Consider the following 25,053-nt stretch of genomic DNA (forward strand, 5'->3'; position numbering starts at 1 on the left):
TCGCTGATGCCGGTGTCAGCGTGCAGGTTGAGAATGCGCTGGCTACGCAGGGTCTGGCCCTGCCACGTCGCCTGCAGACGCAGCACCAGCACGCCGTCGGCGGCCACGGCCGGCATTGGCACGCTGAGCTCGATCACTTCATCGCCCGTAGCCGTGCGGCTGATGCTGCGTGGGGCTGGGTTACTCGCGTTCTGCGGGTCGCCGGCGATGTCGAGGTACAGCGTGGCCTGTTCCAGTTTGCGCAACCGCACACGCACCGGCACGGTTTCGCCGGCTTGCACGTGCTGACCGTCAGCAGGCACCAGGAAGCCCAGCTCCGGCGCGCCGGTCTGGCTGTCATACGGTTGCAGCGTGACGGTAGCCGGCGCGCTGGCCAGGCCGTTGAGGTCGATGGCGCGGGCAACGATACGCAGCGGCTGCGTGGCATCGCTGGCCACCGGCACACGCAGACCGTTCGGGTCGGTGAGGCGCTGGCAGGCGGCGGCATCGCTGAATACGTCCGGCGCCTGGCTGTTGATGCACGCTTCAACGTGGTCGATGCCGTAGCGGTCGTAGCTGCGCAGCAGCACCTCGGTCACTTCACCACGCGGCACGAACTCGCCATCCAGCGGCGCGATGATCGACAACTGCGGTGGCGTGCGGTCGCTGAGCAAGTCGTAGCTAACCGGGAAGTAGCGGTAGCTTTCCTGGCCGGTGAGGCCAAAGCCCACGCGCAGTTCGGCGGTGAGGCTGGCTTGGTCTTTTGGCGCGCCTGGCAGTTCGCTCAAGCGTGGGTGCAGGTAGTTGAGGCTGACCAAACCGGTGCTGCGGTCGAAGCTGGCGGCGGCGTAACGGCCGTCGAGCACGCGAATTTCGGCACTGCGTACCAGGTCCAGGTCGCCCACAATCTGGAAGCGCAGGTCGGCTGGCGTGCTCTCTTCAACCGGCGTTGGCACGGTGCTGAACTGGCCGAGGGTGAGGTCGGGCGCGCTCACTTGCGCATCGAAACGGCGCTCGCTGGTGTTGCGGCCGTCACTGGCACGCAGCAGCAGAGCGAAGCCTTGGTACTGGCCTTGGATGTCGAGGTTGAACTGGCCTTTCTGGATGCTGATCCAGTCGGTTTTCCAGGTCTGGCCGCCGTCGGCCGACACGCGATAGGCAAAGCCCAGTTTGTCGCTGGCCTGCACGTTGTCCACGGCGCTGACGCTCAGGGCGTAACGGCTGCCGAGTTTCAGTTGGGTGGCGGCGGTCAGCGGCTGGCCGCCAATGTTCACAGCCAGCGAATCCTGACGCGGCGCCAGGCGGTCTTCGGCCTGGTAGCTGCCGCTGTAGGTGCCGGCCTGAATCAGGGTGTTGTCGCGGGCCACGTTGCCGGCCGCGTCGCGAACGCCGGTCAGGGTCACTTGATAGAGGGCGTTGGCTTCCAACACGGCGTCGGCGCGCAGGCGCAGTTCCAGGCGATTGCCCTGACGAATCACCGCACCAAAGCGGCTGCTGATGTCTTCGCTTGGCTGCGCGTGGGTGTCGTAGTCCTTGAACACTTTGCTGACGCTGAAGCCCTGCACGTTCAGCGGCTCGTCGGCTTCCAGCACCAGCGCTTGCGAGGCACCCAGGGCGCTGATCAGGCGCACGCTTGGCGCGGTGTCGTCGATAGCGGTCAGCCATTGGCTGGCGACGCTGTCCACGCGCTCGCCGCTGGCTTCGCGCACTACCGCAATCTGGTACTGCCAGCCCGGCTGGCTGCGCGGGGTGACGAAGTTCAGCACGTTGTCGCCGAGGGTGAACGGCACTTTGTTGCTGGCGCTTGGGATGATGCCCTGGCCGGCCGGGAACCAATGCACGCTCAAGCCTTCCGACAGGCCCTGAGCCTGCACGGTAATCGGCGTGCCGCCAGCATCGCTAACGACCTGGCCCTGCACATGTGCCGACACCACGCTGTCGATGGCCAGCGGTGTCACCACCGACAACGCCGTCGGCAAGACCGCGCGCTGCTGGCCGAAGCGCACGTTCACGCTGTACAGACCGGCCTGGTCCATTTGCAGGCTGAAGCTCAACTGGTCGCCGGCTGCGTTCACTTGCAGCTGCTCGCGGCCGAGCACGCGCTCGCCCACCTGCAGTTCATCGATCAAGTTCAGCTGACGGCCGCGCAGCACGTAGGTACGGGCCACGCCGGTAACGCTGCGGTTCGGTTGCAGACCATCGAGGCGCACTTGCGCGGCGCCGAAGAAGTCCACGGCATCCACCAGCCACGGCAGGTCGATGTGCACTTCAGCGCCTTTGAGCCAGTCCAGCGGCGCCTGGCTGACTTGCAGGCGATACAGACCGGCCGGCTGGTAAGCGGCTTGTTGGCTGATGGCGCGCAGTTCACGGCCCAGCACCTGGGTGCTGGTGGCCACGGTGTCGCCGGCCAGACCGGTAACGGCCACTTGTGCTTCGCGCCAGGCGTAGTCGGCGCCGGTAAAGCGCAGGCCCACCGGTTCATCGGCAACGGCCAGGGTGTCTGGGTTCAGCGCCCAGGTGTTGTTCAGCGGGATGGCGGCGTTGAGGTAGTTACCGGCGTTGCGCCATTCCAGCAGGTCGCCATGCAATTCCAGCTGCGCCAGGCTGCCGACTTCCGTGCTGCCGACGGCCAGGCTCGCCACTTCACGGGCGCTGAGCTGACGCTGGGCGTCGAGATCGAGGTCGAACACTTGCACGCGGCCAGCGTCCAGCCAGGCCAGCAACTCGCCTTGTGCCGTCAGTTGGCTGATACGGCTCGGCAGGTCGAATTCGCCGAGCACCGGCTCGCCACGGCCGCGCAACAGCGCCGCGCGTTGCAGCACTTGCAGGGTGTCGCCGCCTTGCAGATAAACACGGCTGCCATCGAGCCACAGGCGTTTAACGGTGCTAAGGCCATGGCTGTGGGTGCCAAGCAACTGGCTGCCGTCACGGGCGCTGCGCACTTCCAGACGGTCGCCGAACAGCAGGTAAGCGGCGCGCGAATCGAGGGCGATATCCACGAGGCCAGCCGGATTTTCCAGCGTCAGCTCACGCAGTTCAGGCCCTTGCACCTGGCCCTGGAATACACGGTTGCCGGCTTTGAGCAGCAGCACATCGGCGGCCAGGCGCACGCTCTGGAAATCAATCTGACGGGTGTTGGTCAAGGCCGGCAGCGCTTGTGGCGCGTACAGGTTGCTGAGGTCGAACACCTGCACCTGCGCGTTGCTGCCCAGCAGCGCGGCGTAGCTGTCGCTCAGGGCGATGTCGCGCAATTCGCCAGCGGCTTGCCACTTGGCCAGCAGCTGCGGCGTGCTGCCATCGCGCAGGCTGGAAAGCTGCACGTCACGGCCATTGGCGGTGAGCAACAGGTCGCCGGCGCGGCGGTAGAACGCCACGTTGTTCAGTTGTTTTTGCACCGGCAATTCAATGCGCAGGCTCGCGTCGCTGGCCACGTCACCGCTAAAGCCGAGGTTGCTGACTTCCACCAACAGCGGGCCGAGGTGATCTTGCGGCACGCTGAAGCTCAGCAGGTCCGCACGCTCCAGGCGCACCTGGGCGACCTGCCGGCCATTCACCCGCACCACCGTGGCTTCGCCGAAGCCGCGACCTTGTACGCCAATCACTTCGCCGGCGTTGTAGATAAAGCGTTTGCTCTGCGCCGCCAGGCTGCCGCTCAGGCGGTCGTACAGACCAACCTGGTCGATACGCGGATCGGCCACATAGGTAATTGCCGCGCCCCGGAACAGCGACTGCTGGCCTTGTTGCAGGCGCACGCCGACCGGACGGTTGCTGTCCGGGCTGGCCAGCAGACCCGGCAGGCGGAAGCGAATCAGGCTGTCGTCGCGGTACAGAATGTCGCCGGCCGCCACACGCTGGCCGCCCACTTCGATGGTGGCGGTGGTGCTGAAGTCGTGGCCACTCAGGCTGATTTCGGTACCGCCGCGCCAGCTCGCCTGCCGCGGCGAAATGCTCACCAGCTCCGGTTGCAGTTGGTCGTCGCTGACGAAGCCAAAGCGGTAATCGGCGCCCAGGGTTTTGCCTTGCTGGTCGCGCAGGTCGCCGCTCAGGTTGACCTGATACTGCTTGCCGCTTTGCAGCGCGGCGGTCGGACGCAACACCAGACGGCCAACGCCCACTTGCGCCACCTGGCTCGGCACCGGCGCACCGTCGAGCAGCAGTTGCACCAGCTGGTTGCCCTGGTCGCGCAGCTGCGCGTTGTCGAGCAGGCGGTTGAATTGCACTTCAATGCCGGCGTCTTTGGCCAGGCGGCCAGAGGGCTGCGGCTGCTGGCTGAGAATGGTCAGCGTCTGGTACGCCAGGGTGTTGAGGCTACCGCCCAGGTAACTGGCGGCGTCGAGACTTGGCAGCGGGTTCTCTTCAGGCGTGCCGTCGATGTAAACGAAGGCGCTGCCGGCGTACAACGCCTGGCTGCCCAGCGACAGGCTGTTGACGTTGCCGACCACGCTGAAATAGTCGCGCAGGCCAATGGTTTCCTGGGTGCGACCATTGAGCCACGACGATACGTCGAACAGCTGCACATCGCCCTGGCCGCCAGCCACATACAGGGTTTGCCCGGCCAATTGCAGTTGGCCGGCGAATAGGCTGCCGCGGCTGACCAGGTAGGTGAGTTTGAGATCGGCCACCGGCGTGGCGTTGCTCTCGCTGTCCAGCGCGAACAACTGCACCGTGGCGCTTTCTCCGCTGGACACCATCAGGCCCTGGCTGCTGATCAGCAGGTCTTCCGGGGTAAAGGCATTGCCGGCCTTATCGCGGGTGGCAACGCGGCGCAGCACGCGGAATTCGCCGCTGGCCAGTTCCACTTCCAGCAGTTGGCGCTGGGCCGGCAGGGTCAGCCACAGGCTGGAACCGTTCAAGCGCAGACGACCCGGCGCACCGCCCAGTTGGGTCGCGCTGATCAGGCCCAGATCGACCAGTTTCAGTTCGTTGGTGATGCGGTACTGGCGCACGCCTTCTTTGCTGCCGACGTAGAGCAGATCGTCGCGTGTGGCCAGAGCGGTGATGTCGCTGGCCAGCTCGAGTTCGGCCAGCTTGTTCGGTTCGGCTGGCAGGGTCAGGTCGAACTGCAGCAGCTTCTTGCCGCCAGCCGCGAACAACTGGTGGTCGTTGATCGCCAGGTCGACAAAGCCGGTGCTGCCCAGGCCGTTCGGCGCTTCGTAGTGGAACGGTTTGAGCTGACCGGCGAAGTCGCGGTTGACGATGACCGGGTGCACCGGGTCGCTGATATCGGCGACCAGCAAGCGCGCGGCGTTACTGGTGACGCGGGCGACGCGGCCTTGGCCGTCAACCTTGTCGAAGCTGCCGCCGGTTACCGCGTAGAGCAGCTGGCTGCTGCCGTCGTCAAGACGGGCGATGGCCGCCACGGGGCTGGCCATGTCGCCCGGGAGGTTCACCGAACCGGTCGGCACGCCGGTGTAGAAATACTCGACGGGCGACACGCTTTGCTCGCCGTCGAACAGCGGGCTGGTCACTGCCACCTGGGCTTTGCCAAAGGTGCCGGCCGGGGCACGCACTTCGGCTTTGTTGCTGCTGAGAATCTTCAGGTCGCCGGCCAGCGCGCCCGCGAAACGCACCTGCATGTAATGGTTGAAACCACGACCGTACAGGGTCACCAGACTGCCGCCCTGCGGCGGGCCGGTTTGCGGTTGCAAGTCGTCGATTTCAATTTGCGGCAGCACGGTCATGGCGCCTTGGCGCAAGTACGCCAAGCCCTGATCCAGGCGCTCGACTTTCACCGCCAGGCTGGCGCTGACGCCGCCCAGTTGCAGATCCGGCACGGCCACGCGCAGTTCGGTGTCGCTGACGCTTTGAATCTGTTGCGCTTGCAGACGGGTTTCGCCCAGCCACACGGCCAGTTGCTCCGGCGCGACGCCGAAGCCGCTGCCTTTGATCGACGCGATTTCGCCACCCACCGCATGGAAGTAGTGCAGCCCGGCCGTGGCGCCAACGATGCGCTGCACCTGGCTGATCAGCGGCCGCACGCCGGTGATGCGTTCCAGTTGCAACACAAACGCCTGGCGCAGCGCATGGCCAGCCAGGTCGGTGAGGCCGGTGCTGACTTCAATGCGAATCGGGCCCTGGTAAGCGCCTTTGAAACGCAGCGCCAGCTGGCCCCCGCGCAGAGTGTTGGTGCCGGTCATTTCGACGGAGTCGGCCGGCAGCGCCTGGCCGCCGTTGCCGGTGATGCGAATGACCTGGGCCAAATGGGCCGGATCGGTGTTGATCAGGTTGTTGAAGGCGATGGTTACCGGCTCGTTCAGGCCCAGCACCGCGCCATTGCCCGGTGTGCTGGAGGCGACGGCCAAGTACGGCGAGGTGTTGATCTGCACGCCTTTGCCGTTGCCCTGCATGATCTGCCCGCCAACGCTGAGCAGTTCACCGTTGGCATTCTTCTGCTGCCAGTAAATGGTCTGGTATTGGCCTTGCGCGTCCGCTTCGAGCAGCAGGTAGCTGTCGCCGGTACCCACGCTGATCAGGCCTTGCTGCACTTGCAGGGTCAGGCTGCCGATGGCGGCCGAAACCGAATCGGCCTTCACAGTGCCGCGCTCGATGGCTTGCACGCGGTAGTCCAGCTGGGTGCCGAAGTCTTTGAAGCTGGCCAGATACAACTGCTTGTCGCGCAGGTACAGCACGTACAGCTGACCGTTGAGCCATTGCACATCCACTGGCGCGCCGAGCAGATCGGGCTTCAGGCTGCCGTCGAAGGCGATGCTGGGTAGCGGCGCCTGGGCGCCGAGTTCGTTGCGGCCAATCGGCAGGAAGCGGATGTAACCGGTGCCCAGGTCGTTGGCAGCCGCCACCGCCAGTGCGCCGCGCTCGATGTTCACCGCCAGATCAACCGCACGATGGTTCGGCAGGGTCAGGCTGGACACCAGCAGCGGCTTGTTCAAGTCGTTGATGTCGACCACGCGCACGCCGTCGTGGTCGTTGGCCAGGTAAACCAGGCTGTCGAGCACTTCCAGGCCCAGCACCGGTTCGGTGAGGCGCAGCTGCGACAGGCGAATCGGACGCTCCCACAGGCCGATGTCGTAAATCTCAAGGCCGGCGGTCATCAGGAAACGGTTGCTGGAGGTGGGCTGCGCACCGGCTTTCACGCCGACAAACAGGCGGTCACCGACCACTTGCGCGGCGCCAATCTGCATCGGCGGATAGTTCGGCAGGACGATGCCCAGGCCCTGCGGCAGGGTGTACGACAGCGAGCCAACTTTTATTTCACGGGTCGCGGCGCCGCTTGGAATGCGCAGGAACACGTCGTAGATATCCGGATCGATCACACCCGGCAGCACAAAGCTGAATTGGCGCTGAGTTTCGACGTTGTCGCGTAGATCGATGCTGACGTTGCCCGGCTCTTCCACAATCGGGCTGCGGCCGGTGTAGATCTCGGTGGCGCCATGACGGGCGCGCAACACCACTTTGGTGCCGGGCATCAGCACGTCGTGGCCGGCAGCGATGGTCACTTTGGCGCCGCCTTTTTTGCTCGCCGAATCCGGGCTGAGGCGGTAAATGACTTCCTCCAGTGCCTTGTCGGCACCCACTACCAAGGCGCCGAGGGTATCGCTGCGCAGACCGTTGTCGTCCAGACGCAGGTGCCATTGGCCAGGCGTCAGCGGCAACAGGTCGAGGGCGTGCGGAGCAATTTCCAGACGCTCGGCGCTGACCCATTGCAGCTCGATCGGGTACTGGTTGATAAAGCCTTTCACGCCGCTGGAGAAGCCGCTGCCGTGAATCACCACGCGGTCTTGCGCGCCGCGATGGAAGCTGGCGTTTTCCAGGTATTTGACTGCCGGTTGGCTGGCACCGCTTGGCGCTACGGTGAAGTCCACTTGGTACGGCGCCCACAATCCGGCACCGCGCAGGTTGCGTGCCTGTTCAACGCGAACCCGCAATTGCGCGCCTGGTGTTGGGGTAAAGCGCAGCGTAATGCGGCTGGCGGACTGGCCGTCGCCGTTCAGCGCTTCCACGGTCGGTGTGGTCAGCGCCGCCGCGCCGTTTTTCAAGTCCAGCAGGCGGATGCTGCCGGCGGCGCGCAGCGATTCCAGCGTCACCGGTTCGTTGAAGGTCAGTTGCAGCGCCTGCTCGCCCGCCGGCATCACGCCGCCCTGCTTGACGCTGGCGTCCAGCACCAGCGCACCCGGCAATTCCAGCAAGGTCAGGCCGCCTGTGCCGGAGCCGGCCACCAGACGGTTATTGAACAGATCCAGCGCTTCGATGCGCTCCTGGTTACCGGCGGACACCACACGCGGTTGCAGCGGCTCGCTGAGGTCCACCACCACCACGCCGCTGTCGGCGGACACAAACAACAGGCTGCCCGCCAGACGCAGGCGCACACCACGGCCGGCGCTGGCTTGCAGGGTCTGGTCGAGACTAAGCAGCACGCGCTCTTCAGGCTCGTCGCGGTTGATGATTTCAACGCCACGACTACCGACGGCGGCGATCAGGTAACGGCCGTAGGCGACGATGTCTTGCGGGTTGGCAACAAAGCTGTAGCTGCGCGTTTGTGCCGGGTCGAACAGGTTCAACGCTTTGATCTCGCCAGCTTTGCCGTCTACCGGCACGCCGAGCGATTCGGTCCAGCCCGGGCAATTGATCCACGCCGCGCCTTGCACCAGACCGCCGCTGAACAGCCAGCCATCGTTCAATTGCAGTAAGGCGCCGCCGGCCAAGCCAGCCGGGCCGGCTACGCGGACCGGGTCTTCGCCGTTCTGGTAGTTCAGGCCGAACACTTCACCGGCCGCGCCAACGCCAATGTTGAAGGCGCAGGTTTGCGCATCGGGTGGATCGACCGTTACGCCCGACGAGGCCGCAAACAAGCCCGGGCCTTGTTTGACCAGGCGGCTGATTGGCGTGTCGAGGTTTTCTTCGTGGATGGTTTGCAGGCCGTTCTGCTCATCCAGGTTCAGGCGCGCCACGCCGCCGAGGCCGCTGGCCACGTACAGGCGTTTGCGCCAGGTGTTCTGTTCCCATTCCAGGGTCGGGCTGACGCGCAGCGAGTCGAAGCCGACTTTGAAATCCTGCGCGGCCTGACGGTCGAGAATCTCTTGCTCTTCTTCGGTCGGCTCGGTGGCGTTGAGGCCGTCAAGGCGCTTGGCGATCGCCATGGCTTGCGATTTCAGGCTCAGGCGCGTGGCGTCGCTTGGCAGTGACGGCGAGCCGCCGACCAGCACCGGCTTGCTAGCGTCCTGCACCGAGAACGAGGCGGCGCGGTACAGCTCCGGCAACCAGCCACCGGCCGCCAGGTTCTGCCTGCCGTAACCGTTGACCATATAGCCGCCGTTAGTGATGGCCACGCCGGTTTGCTGATCGATCCATACATCGCTCGGGAAAATCAGCGAGGGGTGCAATTCCGATTGTTTGCGCAAGCCGTAACCGAAGCCGCGAATGCCGCTGAGGCTGGCCTGGTTGCCGTAACGGTCTTCGCCCAGCACATCGACCTTGCCCGGCGCGCCACGCGGCGAAGTCACGCGCATGCGGTTGCTGGCGAGTACTTCGATGCGGCCGACCGGCAGCCCGCCGAAGCGCACTTTCAGGCCGTCCATGACCGTATTGCCCGGCTCGAAACCATCGCCGCTGAGGGTCACCGTGGTGTCGCCAGACACAGGGCCCCACAACGGCACCAGGGCGTCGAAGCGAATCGGCGCGTCCACCAGCAAGGCGCCTTCGAGCACCGCTTGTTGCCACAGGCCGTCGCGCTGTACTTGCAGGGTCAGGTTGTACTGGCCGGCGCTCGGCAGGGCCGGCACGCTGACTTTGAGAATGGCCGGCGCGCTGGCGTTATCGCGCGTCACGCTTTCGATGCTCAGTGCGCGGTCGCCGGCATACAGGCGAACCTGGGCAAGGTTGGCCGGCAAGCCAAGGGCGCTCACGGTAATCAGGCTGACGGTGTCGCGCGCCACGCGGCGCGGCGTTACCGCTTCAATCGACAAGGCATCGTTGCGCGCACCACGGAAGGTCAACGCCACGCGCTGTTCCTGGGCCAGACGTTGCAGCACCACGGTGTCGGTGGCGCTGACCGGTTTCACCGAGGCGATACCCGCTTTGGCCACCAGGGTCAGGCGCTCGCCGGCTGGCAGGCGGTCGGCGGTGCTTTGTGCCAGCAGCAGCTTGGCGTCGTTGTTGCTGATGGTCACGCTCACCGGCAACGCCTGGCCCTGGCCGTCGAGCAGTTGCAGCAGGGCGTTGTTGGCCGGGTGCAGATCAATGGCTTTGTTGAAGCGGGCGATCACTTGCACGCTGCCGTCTACCTGACGGTCGAGAATGCTGTTGGCCGGGTCTACGCCGATCAGTTTCAGCAGCACGTCCGGCACCACTTGCAGCACGCTGCCCTGGGCATCGACGCCGCCGGAATGGGCGGAGTAATCGCCGGCCACCACACTTTCCACGCTGCCGCTTGCAGCCATGCTGCGGCCGGCCACTGGCTTGAGCGGATTGGTCACGTCGACCATTAGCACGCCTTTATCGCCGCGTGCCACGTAGAGGGTGTTGCCGTCGAAGTCGAGGTCGTAGACGTAGCCGATGTCGTTGATACGCGCCACCACAGTCGGCGCGCTCGGGTCGAGCAGATCGACCACCGCCACGCCGCTGGCACCGGCGGCCACGTATGCGTAGCGGCCTTGCAGTGACACGCGGGTACCCGGCAAGTCCAGCGCGCCGAGGCGTTGCAGGCCCTGGCTGGCGTTCTGGCGGTACACCTGGAAGCCGCCGCTGCCGATGGCTTCTTTGCTCAGCAGACGGTTGCTGCGGTAGTCGAAGCTGCCACCCACGGCGACCACCAGACCGGCCGCGCCGGCATCGGCGTTTTGCGTGGCCACATCGAGCATCGGCAAGGCGGGTGCTGCCGGCAGGCTCTGCACCAGGTAGGTTTTGTTCGGCAGGAACGAGTCAACAATGCCCAGGCCTTCAGCGCCCATGGCCAGCAGTACGCGGGCGTTGCGAACGCGCAGGCCGCGCACTTCGGTACCGGGCAATTCCAGGCTGCCGATGAGGGTGGTTTTCGCCGGGTCGAGTTCATCAAAGGCCACGGTGAACAGGCGCGCGGCATCTGGCGTGCCGGTGCTGCCCAGGCGCACGGCCGTGACATAAACGCGGTCGCTGCCCTTCTCGAAGAACGGCTCTACGCCGACCGCGATAAAGCCAGCCGGCAAGCTGATGCGCGAGACGATGCGGTCGTCCGACTTGTCGCCATTGCGGTCGATCAGGCGCAGCAGGTCGTCCGGGTTCAGCGGCTTTGTCGGGTCGGCGGTGTAGTTGCCGGCGTTGAGGTCGTACACCAGCACGCCGTTGTCGCCCTGGGCCGAGAACAACAGGCTGCCGGACGGGTCGAGCGCCATGTCGTAGACGCGGCCTTTGTCGCGAATCTGCGACTGCGGCGGCTGCTGGTAGGTGAAGGCCTGGGTCAACGTGCCCTGCTGGCCGTTGTTCAACTGCACGCGTACGTCGACGGTGCCAATCGGGCCGGCCGGGGCCACCACTTCCAGGGTTTCGGCATCCAGCACTTTGTACTGGGTGGCCGGAATATCGCCGAAGTGCACGGTCATGGCGCCGGTTTCACTGCGGAAACCCTGGCCTTTGATCTGCACGCGGGTGCCGCCGTTGAGCGAGCCCAGCGCCGGGGTCAGGCTGCGCAGCAGCAACGGTTCAACGAACTGCACGGCGCCGACTTTCGAGGCCTTGCTGCCGTTGCCGCTGACCACTTGCAAGCTGGCGGCGCCCGGCAGACTGGCCGGTGCCTGTACGCGATAACGGGCGGTGCCGTTGGGCAAGGTTTCGCTCAGCGCGCCCGTGGCGGCCTGGCCGGACACGCTGAATTGCACCTGACCGCTGGCGCCACGCAGCACCACGTCCAGGTCACCGCCGCCAACATCGAGCATGCCGGGTGCGGTGCTGATGATCGCCACCTGCGCACCGCTGCCGTTACCGGCGCGGAACTGAATGCTGTGTTCCAGCAGGCCACGGCTGCGGCGGCTGGCCAGGTCACCTTTAAGTACCAGGTGATAACTGTGGTTGGCTTGCAGGGCCTGCGCTGGCTGCACGGTGAGCGTGCGGCCGTCGCTGCTGCGCTGCAGGCTGAACGGCAGTTCGCTGGCCGGCTGGTTGTTTTGTGCGTCGTGTTGCAGCACCAGGAACTGGCGCAGCTGAGCGTCGTCCAGGGCGGTCAGCGGACGGGTAAACCGCAGCGTCAGCGGGCTGTCCAGCGGCACGCCGTCGGTCTGGTCGGCCGGCGTCGAGCTCACCAGTTCCAAGGTCAGCAAGTCCACCAGGTTCAGGTGCGAGCGGGTTTCGTCATCGGTGTAAATGGTGAACGCGGCGATGCCCTGATCGGTGAGCACCATCGGGTTGCTGCGGTACGGCTTGAGCAGCAGACCAGAGCCCGGCGGCTTGATGCAGAACGGCAGGCTGAGGGCGTCGAGCAGGTTGATGTTGTCGGCGCGGCTGAAGTCATAGAAACCGAGGTAGCCGATTTCGCCTTTTATGCAATCGCTGCGGTCGCTGGCAGCCTGGGTCAGGTTCAGCGCGGCGCTGGCGTGAGCGCGAATGCCACGGCTTTCGCCCGGTACGCTGAAACCGCCAGACAGATAGCGACCTTTCTCGCGAATGAAGGCCGGACGGCTGGCGTCGTACAGGCTCAAGCCATTGCCGGTGACGAATTGACTGCCGTCGGCGGTCAGGCCGCTAAAGCCGGCAACGCGGTTGTCGCCCAGCTGCGGCAACGACGGTTTGCTCAGGTCAAACAGCACGCGGCTGGCACCGTTGACCACGTGCAGGGTGTCGCCGATAACGCTGATGTCGGTGACGTTGTTCAAGCTCTGGCTGCGGCCATCGACCGTGGCGCTGGTCAGGCGACGGACCACGCTGGGGCGCAGCGGATCGGCGACGCTGACAATCACCACGCCTTCGGTGCCGGCGTTGATGGCGAGCAAGCCCTGATGCGCCACCACTTTTTCGGCCACGGTATTGGTCGGCAACGGCAGGCTGTAAAGCACGCCACGGTCTTTGCCTGGCGGCTGTTCGGTGAGCACATCCGGGTCGCGAATTTCACGGTCGAACACCAGCAGCACGCTGCGGCTTTCGTATTCAGTGTCCAGGTACGGGAAGGTGTAACCGCGAGCGGCGACGTACAGGTGCTTGTCGGCCAGGGCCATGGCGCTCGGCTGCAGGTCCTGCGGCAGGTTGTAGTAACCCAGGCCATGACGCGGCGCGGCCTCGGCGACTTTCGCCGGGTCGTATTTAACCAGGCTGATCCAGCCCGGCGCGTAATAGTGTTCCAGCTGTTCGAGGTTCAGCAGCGCGCTGGGCGATGGCCCTTTCAGTTCGCCACGGCCGAGCACATACAGCATGTGCAGGTCGCTGTCGGCGGCCAGGTCGACGATGTTGCCCGGCGGCAGTTTTAGCGGGTCGGGCACATAGTCGGTGAGGCCGCCGTTGGCGAGGGTGGCGAGGCGCCTGTCGATTTCCGCCATGGTCATTGGCGGCTCGGCTTCGACGCTTCTGTCCAGTTGCAGGCGACCGTAGAACAAGGCGTTGCGTTGCACGTAGCGGCGGCCGAGATCATCGGCCAGCTCGATGTCGATAAAGCCGCGATAGCCGCCGCCTGTTTCGTCACGCAGATCCGGCGCCAGCAAGCTCATGCGCTCGGCGCTATAAAGGCGCAAGTCGTCGGAACCGACCTTGAAGGTTTTTGCCGTACCCGGCTCGCCGCTCTTGTAGGCGGTGAGCGTCATGCCGGCGTGGAAGCCTTTACCCACCAGTTCGACGCGGTCGTTTTTGCCGGACTGCGCCACACGCACAACGGCCGGCGTGAGGTGGGAAATGCTCAGCTCATCGACGAACACGAAACCGCCAAGTACGGTGTCGCTCAAGCCGGCGTCGGTGGTCACGGTGACAGAGGCTGGGCCCGGATAGTTGGGCACGGTTTTGGCGTACAGGGTGACGATGCCGGTGTCCGCATCGGCGACGCGGCTTTCCACCACCAGCGGCTCGCCACCCACCGACAGGCGCGGTTGCTCGCCGAAATTCGTGCCACGCACCACCACTTGGGTGCCGCCGCGCACATCGCCGACGTTCACGCAGCCATGGCGCTCGGCGCTTTCGCGGGTGCAAATGCTGGTGATGTCGGGGTACAGCGCATCGGCCGACGCGGTGCTGAAGCTAAATACGTAATCGGAGGCCAACGCCTGGCCGGTCACTGGTTTCAGGCCTTGCTTGAGGCGCACGTAATAACGCTGACGCGGCAACAGGTTCTGGCCGTCTTTGCGCACCAGCTGAATACGGCGTTTGGTGGTGTCGGTGCCGCGCGGCGCGAACGACAAATCAAACTGGGCGGTCACGTCACGGCCAATCTGCGCATCGCCTTCGAGCACTTGCACGTAGTCGCCGAGCACGGTGTCGCCCGGCAGCACGGCCGACAACTCAATGAGAATTTGCGGCAGCTGGGTGCTGATATCGGTTTCGCCCACTTGCGGGCTGTGTTGCAGCACGGTCAAGGCCGGCAGGTCGATGCGGCCGATACCGCCTTTGCCGGCCGCCACCTGAATAGCGCCACGGGCCAGGGTCACGCCACGGACGGCGAAATTATCCACCGTGGCGTTGCGCTGCACCATCACCGGCACGCTGGCGTCCAGGCCGTTTTGGCCGACGCGGGCGAGGTCGAGAATCTGCACCAGGCTTTGCGACGGTTTGTCTTCCTGGTCGGAGAGCAGTTGGGTGACGTACGCCAGGTTGCCGGACACATGCACATCGTAAAGGCCATCGGCGGCCTGGTCCGGGCGGTGCGGGGCGATTTCCACCACCTGCGCCACGCGCGGCTGGTCCGGCTCGCTGATGTCGATACGGCTCAGGCGCGCGCTGTCGCCGCTGCCGGCCATGTCGGTGACGTAAAGCTGATTGCCGACCAGATTGAGGCGGTTGGCAATGCCCAAGGTGTCGACCTTGGCCACGATCGGCATGGCCGGCGTGCTCAGGTCCGCGACCACCACGCCCTCTTCCGAGGCGGCGATATAGGCGTAATGGCCGCGCACTTTGACGTCGCGGGCGAAGCCGTTCGGTTTGATGTAACCCACGTGATACGGCGCGGTCATGTTGGTGACGTCGATCACCTGCACGCCGCCGTTGCCGTTGGCCACCAGCGCCAGGTTGCCGCTGCGGGTCAGGCCGTACACGTCCGGATAGGGCATGTCGACGCGACCGAGCAACAAGTACGGCAGACCAAATTGGCCGTCGCCATTCTTCTGGCCGAACAGCAACAGTTCGCCGGCATTGTTATCAAGATACAGGGCGCCGGTGCCTTCGCTCGGGGTGTCGCCGCCGTGCCAGTCTTTCTTGATTTCGCTGGTCAGTTGATCGACGAATTCGCAGGCGTCGCCGCCATCCCGGCAACTGCCGCCGGCCATGCCGGACTTGCCAGCCAGCACAATGTTTTCATCGCTGACCAACTCACCAATGCTGCCGCTGAAGATTTCCGCCGCGCCGTTGAGCAGCGGCGAATAGGCGAAGAAATCACCGGAGCCGTTGCTCTGCGCTTCGTCTACCGCATCGAGAATAAAGATACCGGTGCGCGCCGGGGCATTGCCGGCCAGCGCCTGGGTTTTGCTCAGCAGGCCAAGGCCTTGCTCGATGCGCAGCGGGTCGACGGTGGACCACGCGGCGATCATGGCGCCGGCGCGGTCCAGCGCGCGGTATTGGTCCACGGCGCTGTAATGCACCCCTTTGGCGGCCGCCTGCGCGCCCGCTTGCGGCGCCACGTAACGGCGCTCGCTGAGCGGCCAGCCCATCTCGTGATAGGTGTCCTGGGTAACGGTGTGGTTGGGCGTTACCACTTTGGTCAGTACGTGCAGACGCTCGTTACGCAGGCCCGTGCGGCGCAACACGTCGCCCTGGCTGAAGTCGGCCCAGTAGATGAAGTAGTGCTTGTCCGGGTCGCTGACCGGCGTGGTATCGCCCGCGCCACGGTTGTCGTCGCGGAACAGTTTCAGCGGGTACTGATCGGCCACTTTCCATTCGCCGGCTTCGGTCTGGTACTCGCGGGTCCAGAGCATGTTGACGTCGGAAATGGCGCCGCCCATGTCTTCGACCGACACCACCGCGCGCAGGCTCTCGCCCATGGTCAGCACGTCTTTATTGATAGGCGTGAGCACGGCCAGACGCGGCACCACGGTGTCTTCAAGCTTGCCGACGCGCACCACTTGCGACTCGCCAGCCTGGCCGAGCACGTCATAGGCGATGGCCTGCACGGTGAAGCCGTTAACCCCGGCTGGCGCTGCGATCAGTGCGCGGTACACGTGGTCCTGGGCGTGGCTGCCAACCTGCTGGCCGTAGCTCTGCTCGGTGCTGGTGACCGGTACACCGTTGATATAGAAGGTGACGTGGTCGATGCCTTCAGGACCGAGGTCGTCAAAGGCTTCGACGAACACTTCGACGTCATCACCGTCGATGACCACGGCGTTGTCGTTGTCCGGTTTGACGATGCGTGCGGTCGGCGCCTTGTCGGCTTTGATTTTGATGCTACCGGGCAGGTCGACAAAGCTCGACTCATAGCCGTCGAGGTCGCGGGCTTTGGCGCGCAGGCGCAGCACCTGGTCGACGCGCCCGGTCGGCACCTTGAACTGGAACTGGTACGGCGCGGCAGAATCTTCGCCCAGCGCCTGGTACTTCGGCTCGGCGCCTACTGGGCCGATGGCGTAATACAGGGCGGCGGCGTCTACGCCCACTTCGGCGTCGCTGGCTTGCACCTGCACGACAATGCCACGGCCTTCAGTCAGCTCGGCGACCTCGCCCATGGCAAAGCCGCGTGCGTCCAGCAGCTTGATCGCGTTCACTTCCGGCGCCTGGTTGCGCAGCAAGTTAACGCCGATGGTTTCCTTGGCTTCGTTGCCGCTCGGGTCGCGGGCGGTGATGCGCAACTGCAGCGGCAGGCTTTCCGGCAGGTTGTCGGTGCGGCCCAGGTAATCGGCGATGCTGCCCAGCGGCAGGCTGCCCATATACGGCGCGCTGAGCAGCAGGCGGTCGACCACGCGCTCGCTGTCGGCAAATTGGCCGTCGGCATTGCGGTCGGCATACAGGCCCAGGCTGATGGAGCCGACGCGCACGTTGTCGGTCACTTCCAGCTGATACGGCAGGTTGCGTTTTTCGGCGACGCTGGCGCCGGTGGCCAGCGGCAGTTTCACCGTCAGTTGCGGCGCTTTGTCGTCTTTGACCACGCGCACTCTCACCGGCTGCGGCGTCGACACGCTGCGGCCTTTGCCATCGGCGCGACGCTCAATGGTGCTGGCGGTCAGGTTGAGATCGGTGCCGGCCTGGCCGTAGGGCACTTCAACCAAGAATTCGTACGGGAACACCATGTCGGTGAGGCTGCGGTCGCCGCCTTTGTAGCCGCCGAGGTTGAGCACCACGCGGTCAACGCCCACGTCATCGACGGCGTTGACTTCCACCAGCAGCAACTGGCCTTCGGTGGTTTCGCTGTTGTCTTTCGGCGTACCGATGGCCACGCTCGGCAACTGGTCGCGGATGATTTCCACGTCCAGGCTTTCTTCGGCGCGGTGCGCGTCGAGGTCGTTATGGGCCACGCCATAGGTGTCGACCGCTTCGATGCTCAGGTGAATGCGGTTGGCAGCCGGATCGGCGGTGTCGAACGCCGGCACCGGCACCATGAAGTTGTAGGGCGAGGTGCGCAGGCGCTGGATATACGGAGTTTGGCCGCTGCCATAGGTGGCAACCAGATTCACGTATTCAATGCCCACGTCATCGAAGGCTTTTACGTTGACGTATAGCGGGTTGCCTTCCACCACTTTGGCGCCCGGCACTGGCTCGGCCACATCTAGGGTCGGACGCTCATCCGGGCGCACCGGATAACCGATTTCCCACGCCTGGCTGTTGGCGACGTCGAAGGCCTCGACGCGCACCAGCACATCCACCCGCTTGACGTCGGCGGTGGACAAACCGAAGCCCTGCAAAATCGTGAACAGGCGTTCTACGTGCAGCAGCTGGTTGTATTCGGGGGTGTCGATATTCAGCGTGGTGACCGGCTCGTAGTCATCGGCCGGAATGCCGTCAACGCTGCGCACCAAGGTGAACGGCAGCTTCAAATAGGTGCCGTCGTTTTTCAATACGCCGTAGGAGCGCGAAAGGGTCAGGCGGTTGACCTTGACGTTATCGTAGGCCTGGAAGGCAACGGTGAAATCGCTGTCTTCCGGGGCGCCAAAACCGACGGTTGGGCGCTTGATTAACGCTTCGGGTTTGATGGCGTCGGCCATCACTTTGATCTGCCGGTCAAACAGGCCAACGGCGCCGTCCGAATCTTCGATCTGCGCGGTGAGCTTCAGCGTTTCGTTGTGGCGGATGAGCCCTTGCGGCACTTCCAACACAAAGGTGCGTTGCACTGCGTACGGGCTGTTACGGCGGCCGTAGTCATCGGCAATGCTGGCGTCGTAGTTGGCTTGCAGGCTGTCGTGAATGGCGGCAAAGGCGGCATCGACCACCAACTCACCACCGGCGGCGACGTTGCTGGCGGTAGACAGCACGGGCAGCGGCACGCCATTGGCGAACACTTTCAGGCGCGAGTCGGTGAGCAGACGGTCATCGGCGGCCACCAAGCCAACGCGAATGCGGAAGGTGCCGGCGACAATTTCCTGGTCTTCGGCCGGTGCTGTAATGCGCACTTCGGGCACAACGTTGGTCAGCGGGTGAACGAGGAAGGTACGTTCGCTGAGGTTGCCGTAGGTGTCGGTCAACTCCAGGCGGTATTCGGTAGGTTCGGTCTGGTCGAACAGCACTTCGGTTTTGTCGTCGGCACTCAGCGGCGGCGCCACCGGGCAATTGACCTGGAAGCCACGCTCATACACGACGGCCGCCACGCTGCCGTCGCGCTTGAGGCGCAGGATTCGGTAGCTGGCCAGGCCGGCGTCATCGCGCAAGGTGGTGTCGAGGCGGAAGCGCTCGTTGATGCGTACCCAGAACTCGCCGTAGTTGATGCGCGCCGGGTCGGTCAGGGCTTTTTCGTAGTGGCCGTTAACCCAATAGGTGTTGAAGCCGGTGAAGCTCAGCTGCGGTTTTTCGTTGGCTTGCAGCGGGTAAACCAGGCTGTGCTCGCTGCTGCGGCCGCTGAAGTCTTCGGCGATCAGGGTCAGCTCCAGCTCACCGCTGCTGAAATTCTTCGGCACGCTGTACGGCACTTGCCAGGTGGTCTGGCCATAGCTGACGCCCAGGTCGTGCACGGTGCGGCTGCGGTTCTCCAGCAGGCGCAGGCTTTTCAGCGCGAGGCTGTCGTCGCTGAAGCCCAACTTGAGATCCAACTGCTGCATCGGAATGGCCACGCTGCCGGCCACCGGACTGATCAGACGGGCCGTCGGCGCTTGCTCGTCGACAATCAGCGCCTGTTGCAGCAACGCGCTCAGGGTTTGTTCGCCGCGTTCGTGGGAGAGGCGGTCGGCGGCGTGGCCCAATAGGGTGACGCTGGTGCCTTGGGCTTCCACCGGAATCGGCATCAATGCGGCGAAGTTCGCCTCGGCATCGTTTTGCGAACCGCTGCGTGCCAGTTGCAGGAAGGCGGTTTGCGCGGCGGCATCGGTGCCGTCTTGCAGCAACAGCGTTAGGGCAAAACGGCCCGGAACGCGCGTGCCGCTGGCCATGGCGACGTCGGCGGCGGCCGATTCCTGGGCAATAAATTGCAGCTCACGAATAAACGTCGGCGCGCCGCCGCGTGGGCGCAGCACCAGGCGAGTGGTGTCGTCGGTGACCAGAGCTTTCAGGTCGAGCAGGCCATTGACTGCCTGCACTTCGCGGCTGGCTGGGCGCACCTGGCAGAGGTTGCGCGAGAAGGTTTCGGCTTCCCACAGGCTCGTTTGCGTGCCGATTTTCAGGCTGCGCGGCGCGTTGGATTCTTCGCCGCCCTGAGCAATAAGGCGGCCATTGGCGATGGTAAGAAACGGCTTCTCGTTGTACAGCAGCGCGCCCTGCCAACTGCCCGCCTCGGGATAGGCAAAGGCAATTTGCGCGAGGTTTTCATCGCGCTCGTTACGCAGCGTAAGGCCCTTGGCGGCGCGGCTGCCGGTGAGCTCACGCAAGGAGCTGATAAGGAGCAGGTGGCGAATGGCATTCTTGTCTACGTCGTCGCTGACGTTGAGGCTGCCCCGCAGCGGCTGGCCGCGCTCTTGTTGGGTCGATGGCGAGCTGTCACGCCACGCCAGTTTCGGCGGCTGGTCGGCTTGAATCAGCAGACGGCGGGTTTGCACGCTGGCGTTACCGAGCAGATCGGTGGCGGTGACGGTCAGCGTCAGCGCAATCGGTTCGGCTTGCGGGCGGTAGCGCTGGATGTCGATCAGGGTTTGCTGACCGGCGACCGGCACGTTGACGTCGGTGTCGCTCAGGCCACTGGCCTTGGCCAGCACTTCGTTACGGCCCTCGTCGTCGAGCAGACGCACTTCATAGGAGGCAACGGCGGTGTCGTCTTTGAGGCTGACTTGCAGCCTGGTTTCCTGCCGGTCGAACAGGCGCTCGGCGGGTTCCTGAATATTGATCAGCGGGCCGGCTTCGTCGGCCAGCACCTTCACATTGATCGGCGGCGAGCGGGTTTCGTTTACGCCACGGTCGCGGGCACGCAGCACCAGTTGCAGCACTTTGCCGGCGTAGCGGCGGCTGAGCTCCGGGGTCAGGCGCAGACGCGATTCGAAGTCGGCGTAGAAGCGCTGGCCTACCAGCACCGCGCCCAGCGTGCCGGGGTTGGGCACTTTGACGGTTTCGACGCGGTCCATGCGGCTGAACAAGGTCCAGGCCACGGCGTGTTCTTCTTTGCTGATCGGGTCGATAAACACCGCGTCGATGGCGTCGACGTATTGGTTGTCGCCGGCACTGCCTTGCAGCTCGAAGCTGGCGCCTGGTTGCAGGCTGAACTCGCCGGCCGGCTTGTTCAGTTGCAGGGTCGGCGCTTCGGTGTCGTCGATGATGTCCAGCTCGAACGACGCTTCGGTCACCTGCCCAGCGCTGTCGGTGGCCCGGGCGCCCATCTGCGTGTCGGCGCCGGCTTTGTTCGGCACGCGCAAGGCCGCGCCGATGTAGCCGCCCGCGCCTTTTTCAAGCTCAGCGCCGGTCACGGTTTTCAGCACCTGGGTTTGCCCACCCTGGCGCTGGAAGAATTCCAACTTGGCGACTTTGCGGTCGTCGGTGGCCAGTACCTGGGCGGTGAAGGCCTCGCCCTCATACAGCCGCACACCCGGCGCCGGCGCTCGCACGCTGACGACCGGGGGCAAATCTTTGCTCAGCGGGAAGCGCCACAGCGTAGGTGCCGCTTCGTTGTTGTACTGGTCTTTACCTTGCAGCTCGATCACCAACTCTTCGCCGTCGCTCGGCACGGTAAGCTCGAACTGATCGTCAACGCTGGCGGCTTGTTGCTCGGCGGTAAGGGTGCGGCTGTGCAGCACCGTGCTGCCACTGAGGGCACGCAGGCTGACCAGCTTGGTGTCATCGACGCCCCGCAGTTTCACCGTCACCTTGTTGCCGGCATACAGTGGCGCGCCCTGGATGGGCGAGGTCACGGCCAGGCGCGGGCCGAGGGTGTCGGCAAGGATATTCACGGCCAGCTCTTTGCTGTCGCCGGTCTGGCCGCCGTCGTCCACGGCGGCCACTTTCAGGCGCAGCTGACGCGGCTGATTGCCGAGGTTCAATGGCTTGAGGTCGATGCTCAGGCGGTTGACGGTTTCCGGGCCGGGCGTAAGGCCGCCGGCCTGGTCGACGCGTTTTTGCCACAGCGGCGCGCTGCCGTTTTCGGCCCACAGGCTGGCTTCGAGGGCATGCACGGCGCGGTCGTCGCGGGCCACCACGTCGACGCTCAGGGTGTCCTGGCTGTAGATGCTGCCTTGGGTTGGGCTGAGGGCGCGCACTTCGGGCTTGTTGTCGTCGCCAACGCCGATCAGCACTTGCAGCTCGCTGTCGTTGCCGGTGCCGTCAGTGGCCACGGCGCGGATCGGGTAGCGGTCGTAGCGCACGCCATCAAGGTGTTTGAATGCCGGCGCGGCGACCACTTTGATGCTGGAGTAGGCCTTCAGCGCGCCCGGAATCTGCTGCACGGTAAGGTCGCCGTCAACGCTGCTGAGGCGGTCGTTGAGGTTGCCGGTGAGGTAGTAACCGACGCCCGCCTGCTTGGCCACGCCGAACAGTTCCAGACGCTCGACGCCGACGTTGTCGTAGCCGGTGAGCTTGAGCACGAAGGTGCTGTTTTCTACCACGGGCGCCAGATCTTGACCGGCGTCGCTGACGCTGATGGCCGGCGAGGCCAGGTTGAGCACCGGGTCTTCTTCGTCTTTGCCGAGGGTGACGTTCACCGCCGGGCTGCGCGCGGTCTGGTTGGCGGAGTCGGTGGCCACCACATGCAGCACCAGCGGCGTTTCGCTCTCAACACCCGGCGGCGCCTGGTACACCACGCTGTACGGAGCGCGCAGGTCGCTGCCGACCAGCTTGTCGTTCACATAGAAATCGACCTGGCGCAGGCCCAGGTCGTCGGTGGCATTGGCGCGAAATTCCACCGGCTGGCCGGAAACCAAATGGGCGCCTTCCACCGGGTAACTCATGGCGACTGTCGGCGCCTGATCGCCTTTGACTGGAATCAGCAGCGGCTCGGACTGGTTACTTTGTTGGTGCAGGTCAACCGCTTGCGCGCGCAACTCCAGGGTACGGCCGAGCCAGTCGGCCTTGATCGGCAACTGGAAGGTGTGGGTGGTGCTGCGCAGGCCAAAGGCGTTGCCGTCGTAGTTGTCGACCACGTGACGATAGGAGCCGACCTCCTCGCCGTTCACCAGCAGGAACATGTCGGTGCCGCCGTCGAGCGTGTCGTCGCTGGCTTCCACGGTGACCGACAAGGTCTGGCCGACGGTAGCAATGCTCCCGGCCGCCGGTTGAGTGATGCGGGCGATGGGGCGCTGGTTTTCCAGCACGCGAATCAGGCGCGCCGGCGCATCGGTGACGCCGCCGTTGGAAGCGTGTACGCGGGCCGACAAACCGAGGCTGGTTTCACGCACGGAAATTTCCGGCACTTGCAGGGTTACCTGCCAGATTTCGAACAGCTGCTTGGTATTCGGATCGCTTTCCAGCGGCCGCTGCTCGAACGCCGGGAATGAGGTTTCGCCGACCTTCCGGCCATCGAAGAAGTATTCCACCAGGCTTATGCCGCTCTGGTATTCCACGTCCGGCAGAATGCCAAGGTTTACCGCGATTACGGCGCGCAGCGGACTGTTCTCGATGACGCGCTGGGCGTCGACCGGGTTTTCAAAGAGGAACGCCGGCACCTGCGGATTGCTTTTAGCGACCACTTTCACCGGGCGTTCAGGCGTGCTGGTGCTTTTGCCGGTGGCGTCGAAGGCCACCGCGCGCAGGCGCAGGGTGCGGCCCTCCAGTTCCTGCTCAACCGGCAGGCTGAGGGCAAACGGCGGCGCAAGTCGGCGACCGACCAGGGCATCGTCGAGCCAGAATTCCACGCTTTTCACGCCGACGTCATCGCTGGCGGCAGCGCTGAGCTCCAGCACCGAGCCCACGGCGATGGTGGCCTCGGGCTGCAGCTCGACCGTTGGCGCGGCGTCTTCGGCGGCAACCGGCAGGTCGACACCGATTAGCGGGTAGCGCTGCAGATTGGCATGCAAGGTCAGCGGGCTGGTGGTCGGGATTTGCGCACGCGCCAGCAGCTGGCTTTGTTCGTTGCGCTCCAGCACGCCTTCGCTGCCGGTGGGCAATTTCAGCTCAACGGCCAGGCTGTCTGCCAGCGGTGCTTCACTGCCGTCGTCAAACACGGCAATCAGCGCCGGCAGGCTTTGGAAACCGTTCAAACGCGGCAGCACCAGCGGCTGACCGGCGGCTTGGCCTTGGTAGCGCAGGGCGGTGAGCTGGCGGCTGAAGTCGACGATCACCGGCAAGCTGATCTCAGCCAGCCCCGGGTAGCTCACATAAACAGAAACCGCCTGGCCGGCGGTTTCTTGCAGGGGATACACAACCCCCTCAGCGCTGACCCAGACTTTGTCCGGGTCGCCGGAGCGGTAACTGATGCCGCTACCGAGCCCGGCCAGTGGCGTGACGCCGCGGAATTCGAAGTCCACTTCCGGCACCAAGCGCGCCGATTGCAGGGCATCGCTGAACAGCAAACGGTCAGGGTGTACGGCGATGGAGCGGGCGGCTTCGTCGACGTTGTCGCCGATAAAGCGGATGTCGGAATAACTGTTTTGGTTGCCGGAGGCATCCACCGCCACGGCCTGCACCATCACCAGGGCGTTGCGCGCCACTTCATCGGCCGACAACCGCTGGTCGAGGCGTTGACGCAGCGTGTAGGAGCTCTGTCCGTCCGTGCGTGGGAACACCCGTGCGCCCTGGGGCATACGCAGAAACGCGGTGGCCTCCGCACGGCTGACCACGCCGCCCGCCGCGCGCAAATCGGAGGCGCGCAGGCCCGTGAGGGTGAAGCTGACGTAACTGAGGTCGATGTCGTCGGCGGCATCGAAACTGGCGACCAGAAATTGATCGTCGCCGCTGGATTCAATGGCCAATTGCGTCAGCTCCAGGCTCGGCGCTACGCGCTCTTGCTGGAAGCTTTCGCTGTAATCCTGCGTGGTGCCGTCGGCGAACTTGAGCTTAACGGCCGGTTGCAGTGCGCTGGCGCTGTCGATGCGGAAGGTGAAGGCGCAGCTGTTCGGGGCATCGCTTTCGCGAGCCGCGTCGATCGGCAACAGGCGTTGGGAGGTGGCGACAATGGAGACTTCGGCGAGCTGCCGACAATCGGTAACGGCCAGCACATAGTCGCTGGCGCTACCCGACGAACCGAGGGCGGTGGCGCTACGAATATCGACTTCTACCGAGGCAAACGCGTCCGGCGTTGCCAGCGCAAAAAGCGCGACAAGCAATCGGCGAAACCCGTAGAAGCGGCATCCGTGCAGCATATTCGTCGATAAGTTCCATTTAATTTGTGCATCTAGCACAAGGCTGTTGATAGACTCAGCCTTTACGATGGCGAGATGCTATACAGGCGCTTTGGGTATTTCAAGCCCGATACAAATACCTAAATCGCATAGCCAGAGAAAATGTGAACCAGCGCATGGAAAATAGCGAAGCGAC

At 64.7% G+C, this 25,053-nt stretch carries 1 protein-coding gene (only partly in view); it reads right to left on the bottom strand.

The genetic code is table 11. From position 1 onward, the window contains the following. Positions 1–24,842, bottom strand: partial view of an Ig-like domain-containing protein gene (locus tag ACZZZU_RS14260; RefSeq protein ID WP_463550976.1) — the 5' portion only. Its footprint begins 17,878 nt before the window's first position; 24,842 of the gene's 42,720 nt are visible here — the first part of the coding sequence; its start codon is at positions 24,840–24,842; its stop codon lies beyond the left edge, outside the window. Positions 24,843–25,053: the final 211 nt, after the last annotated feature.

This window comes from Pseudomonas sp. AC136, from assembly GCF_979258585.1.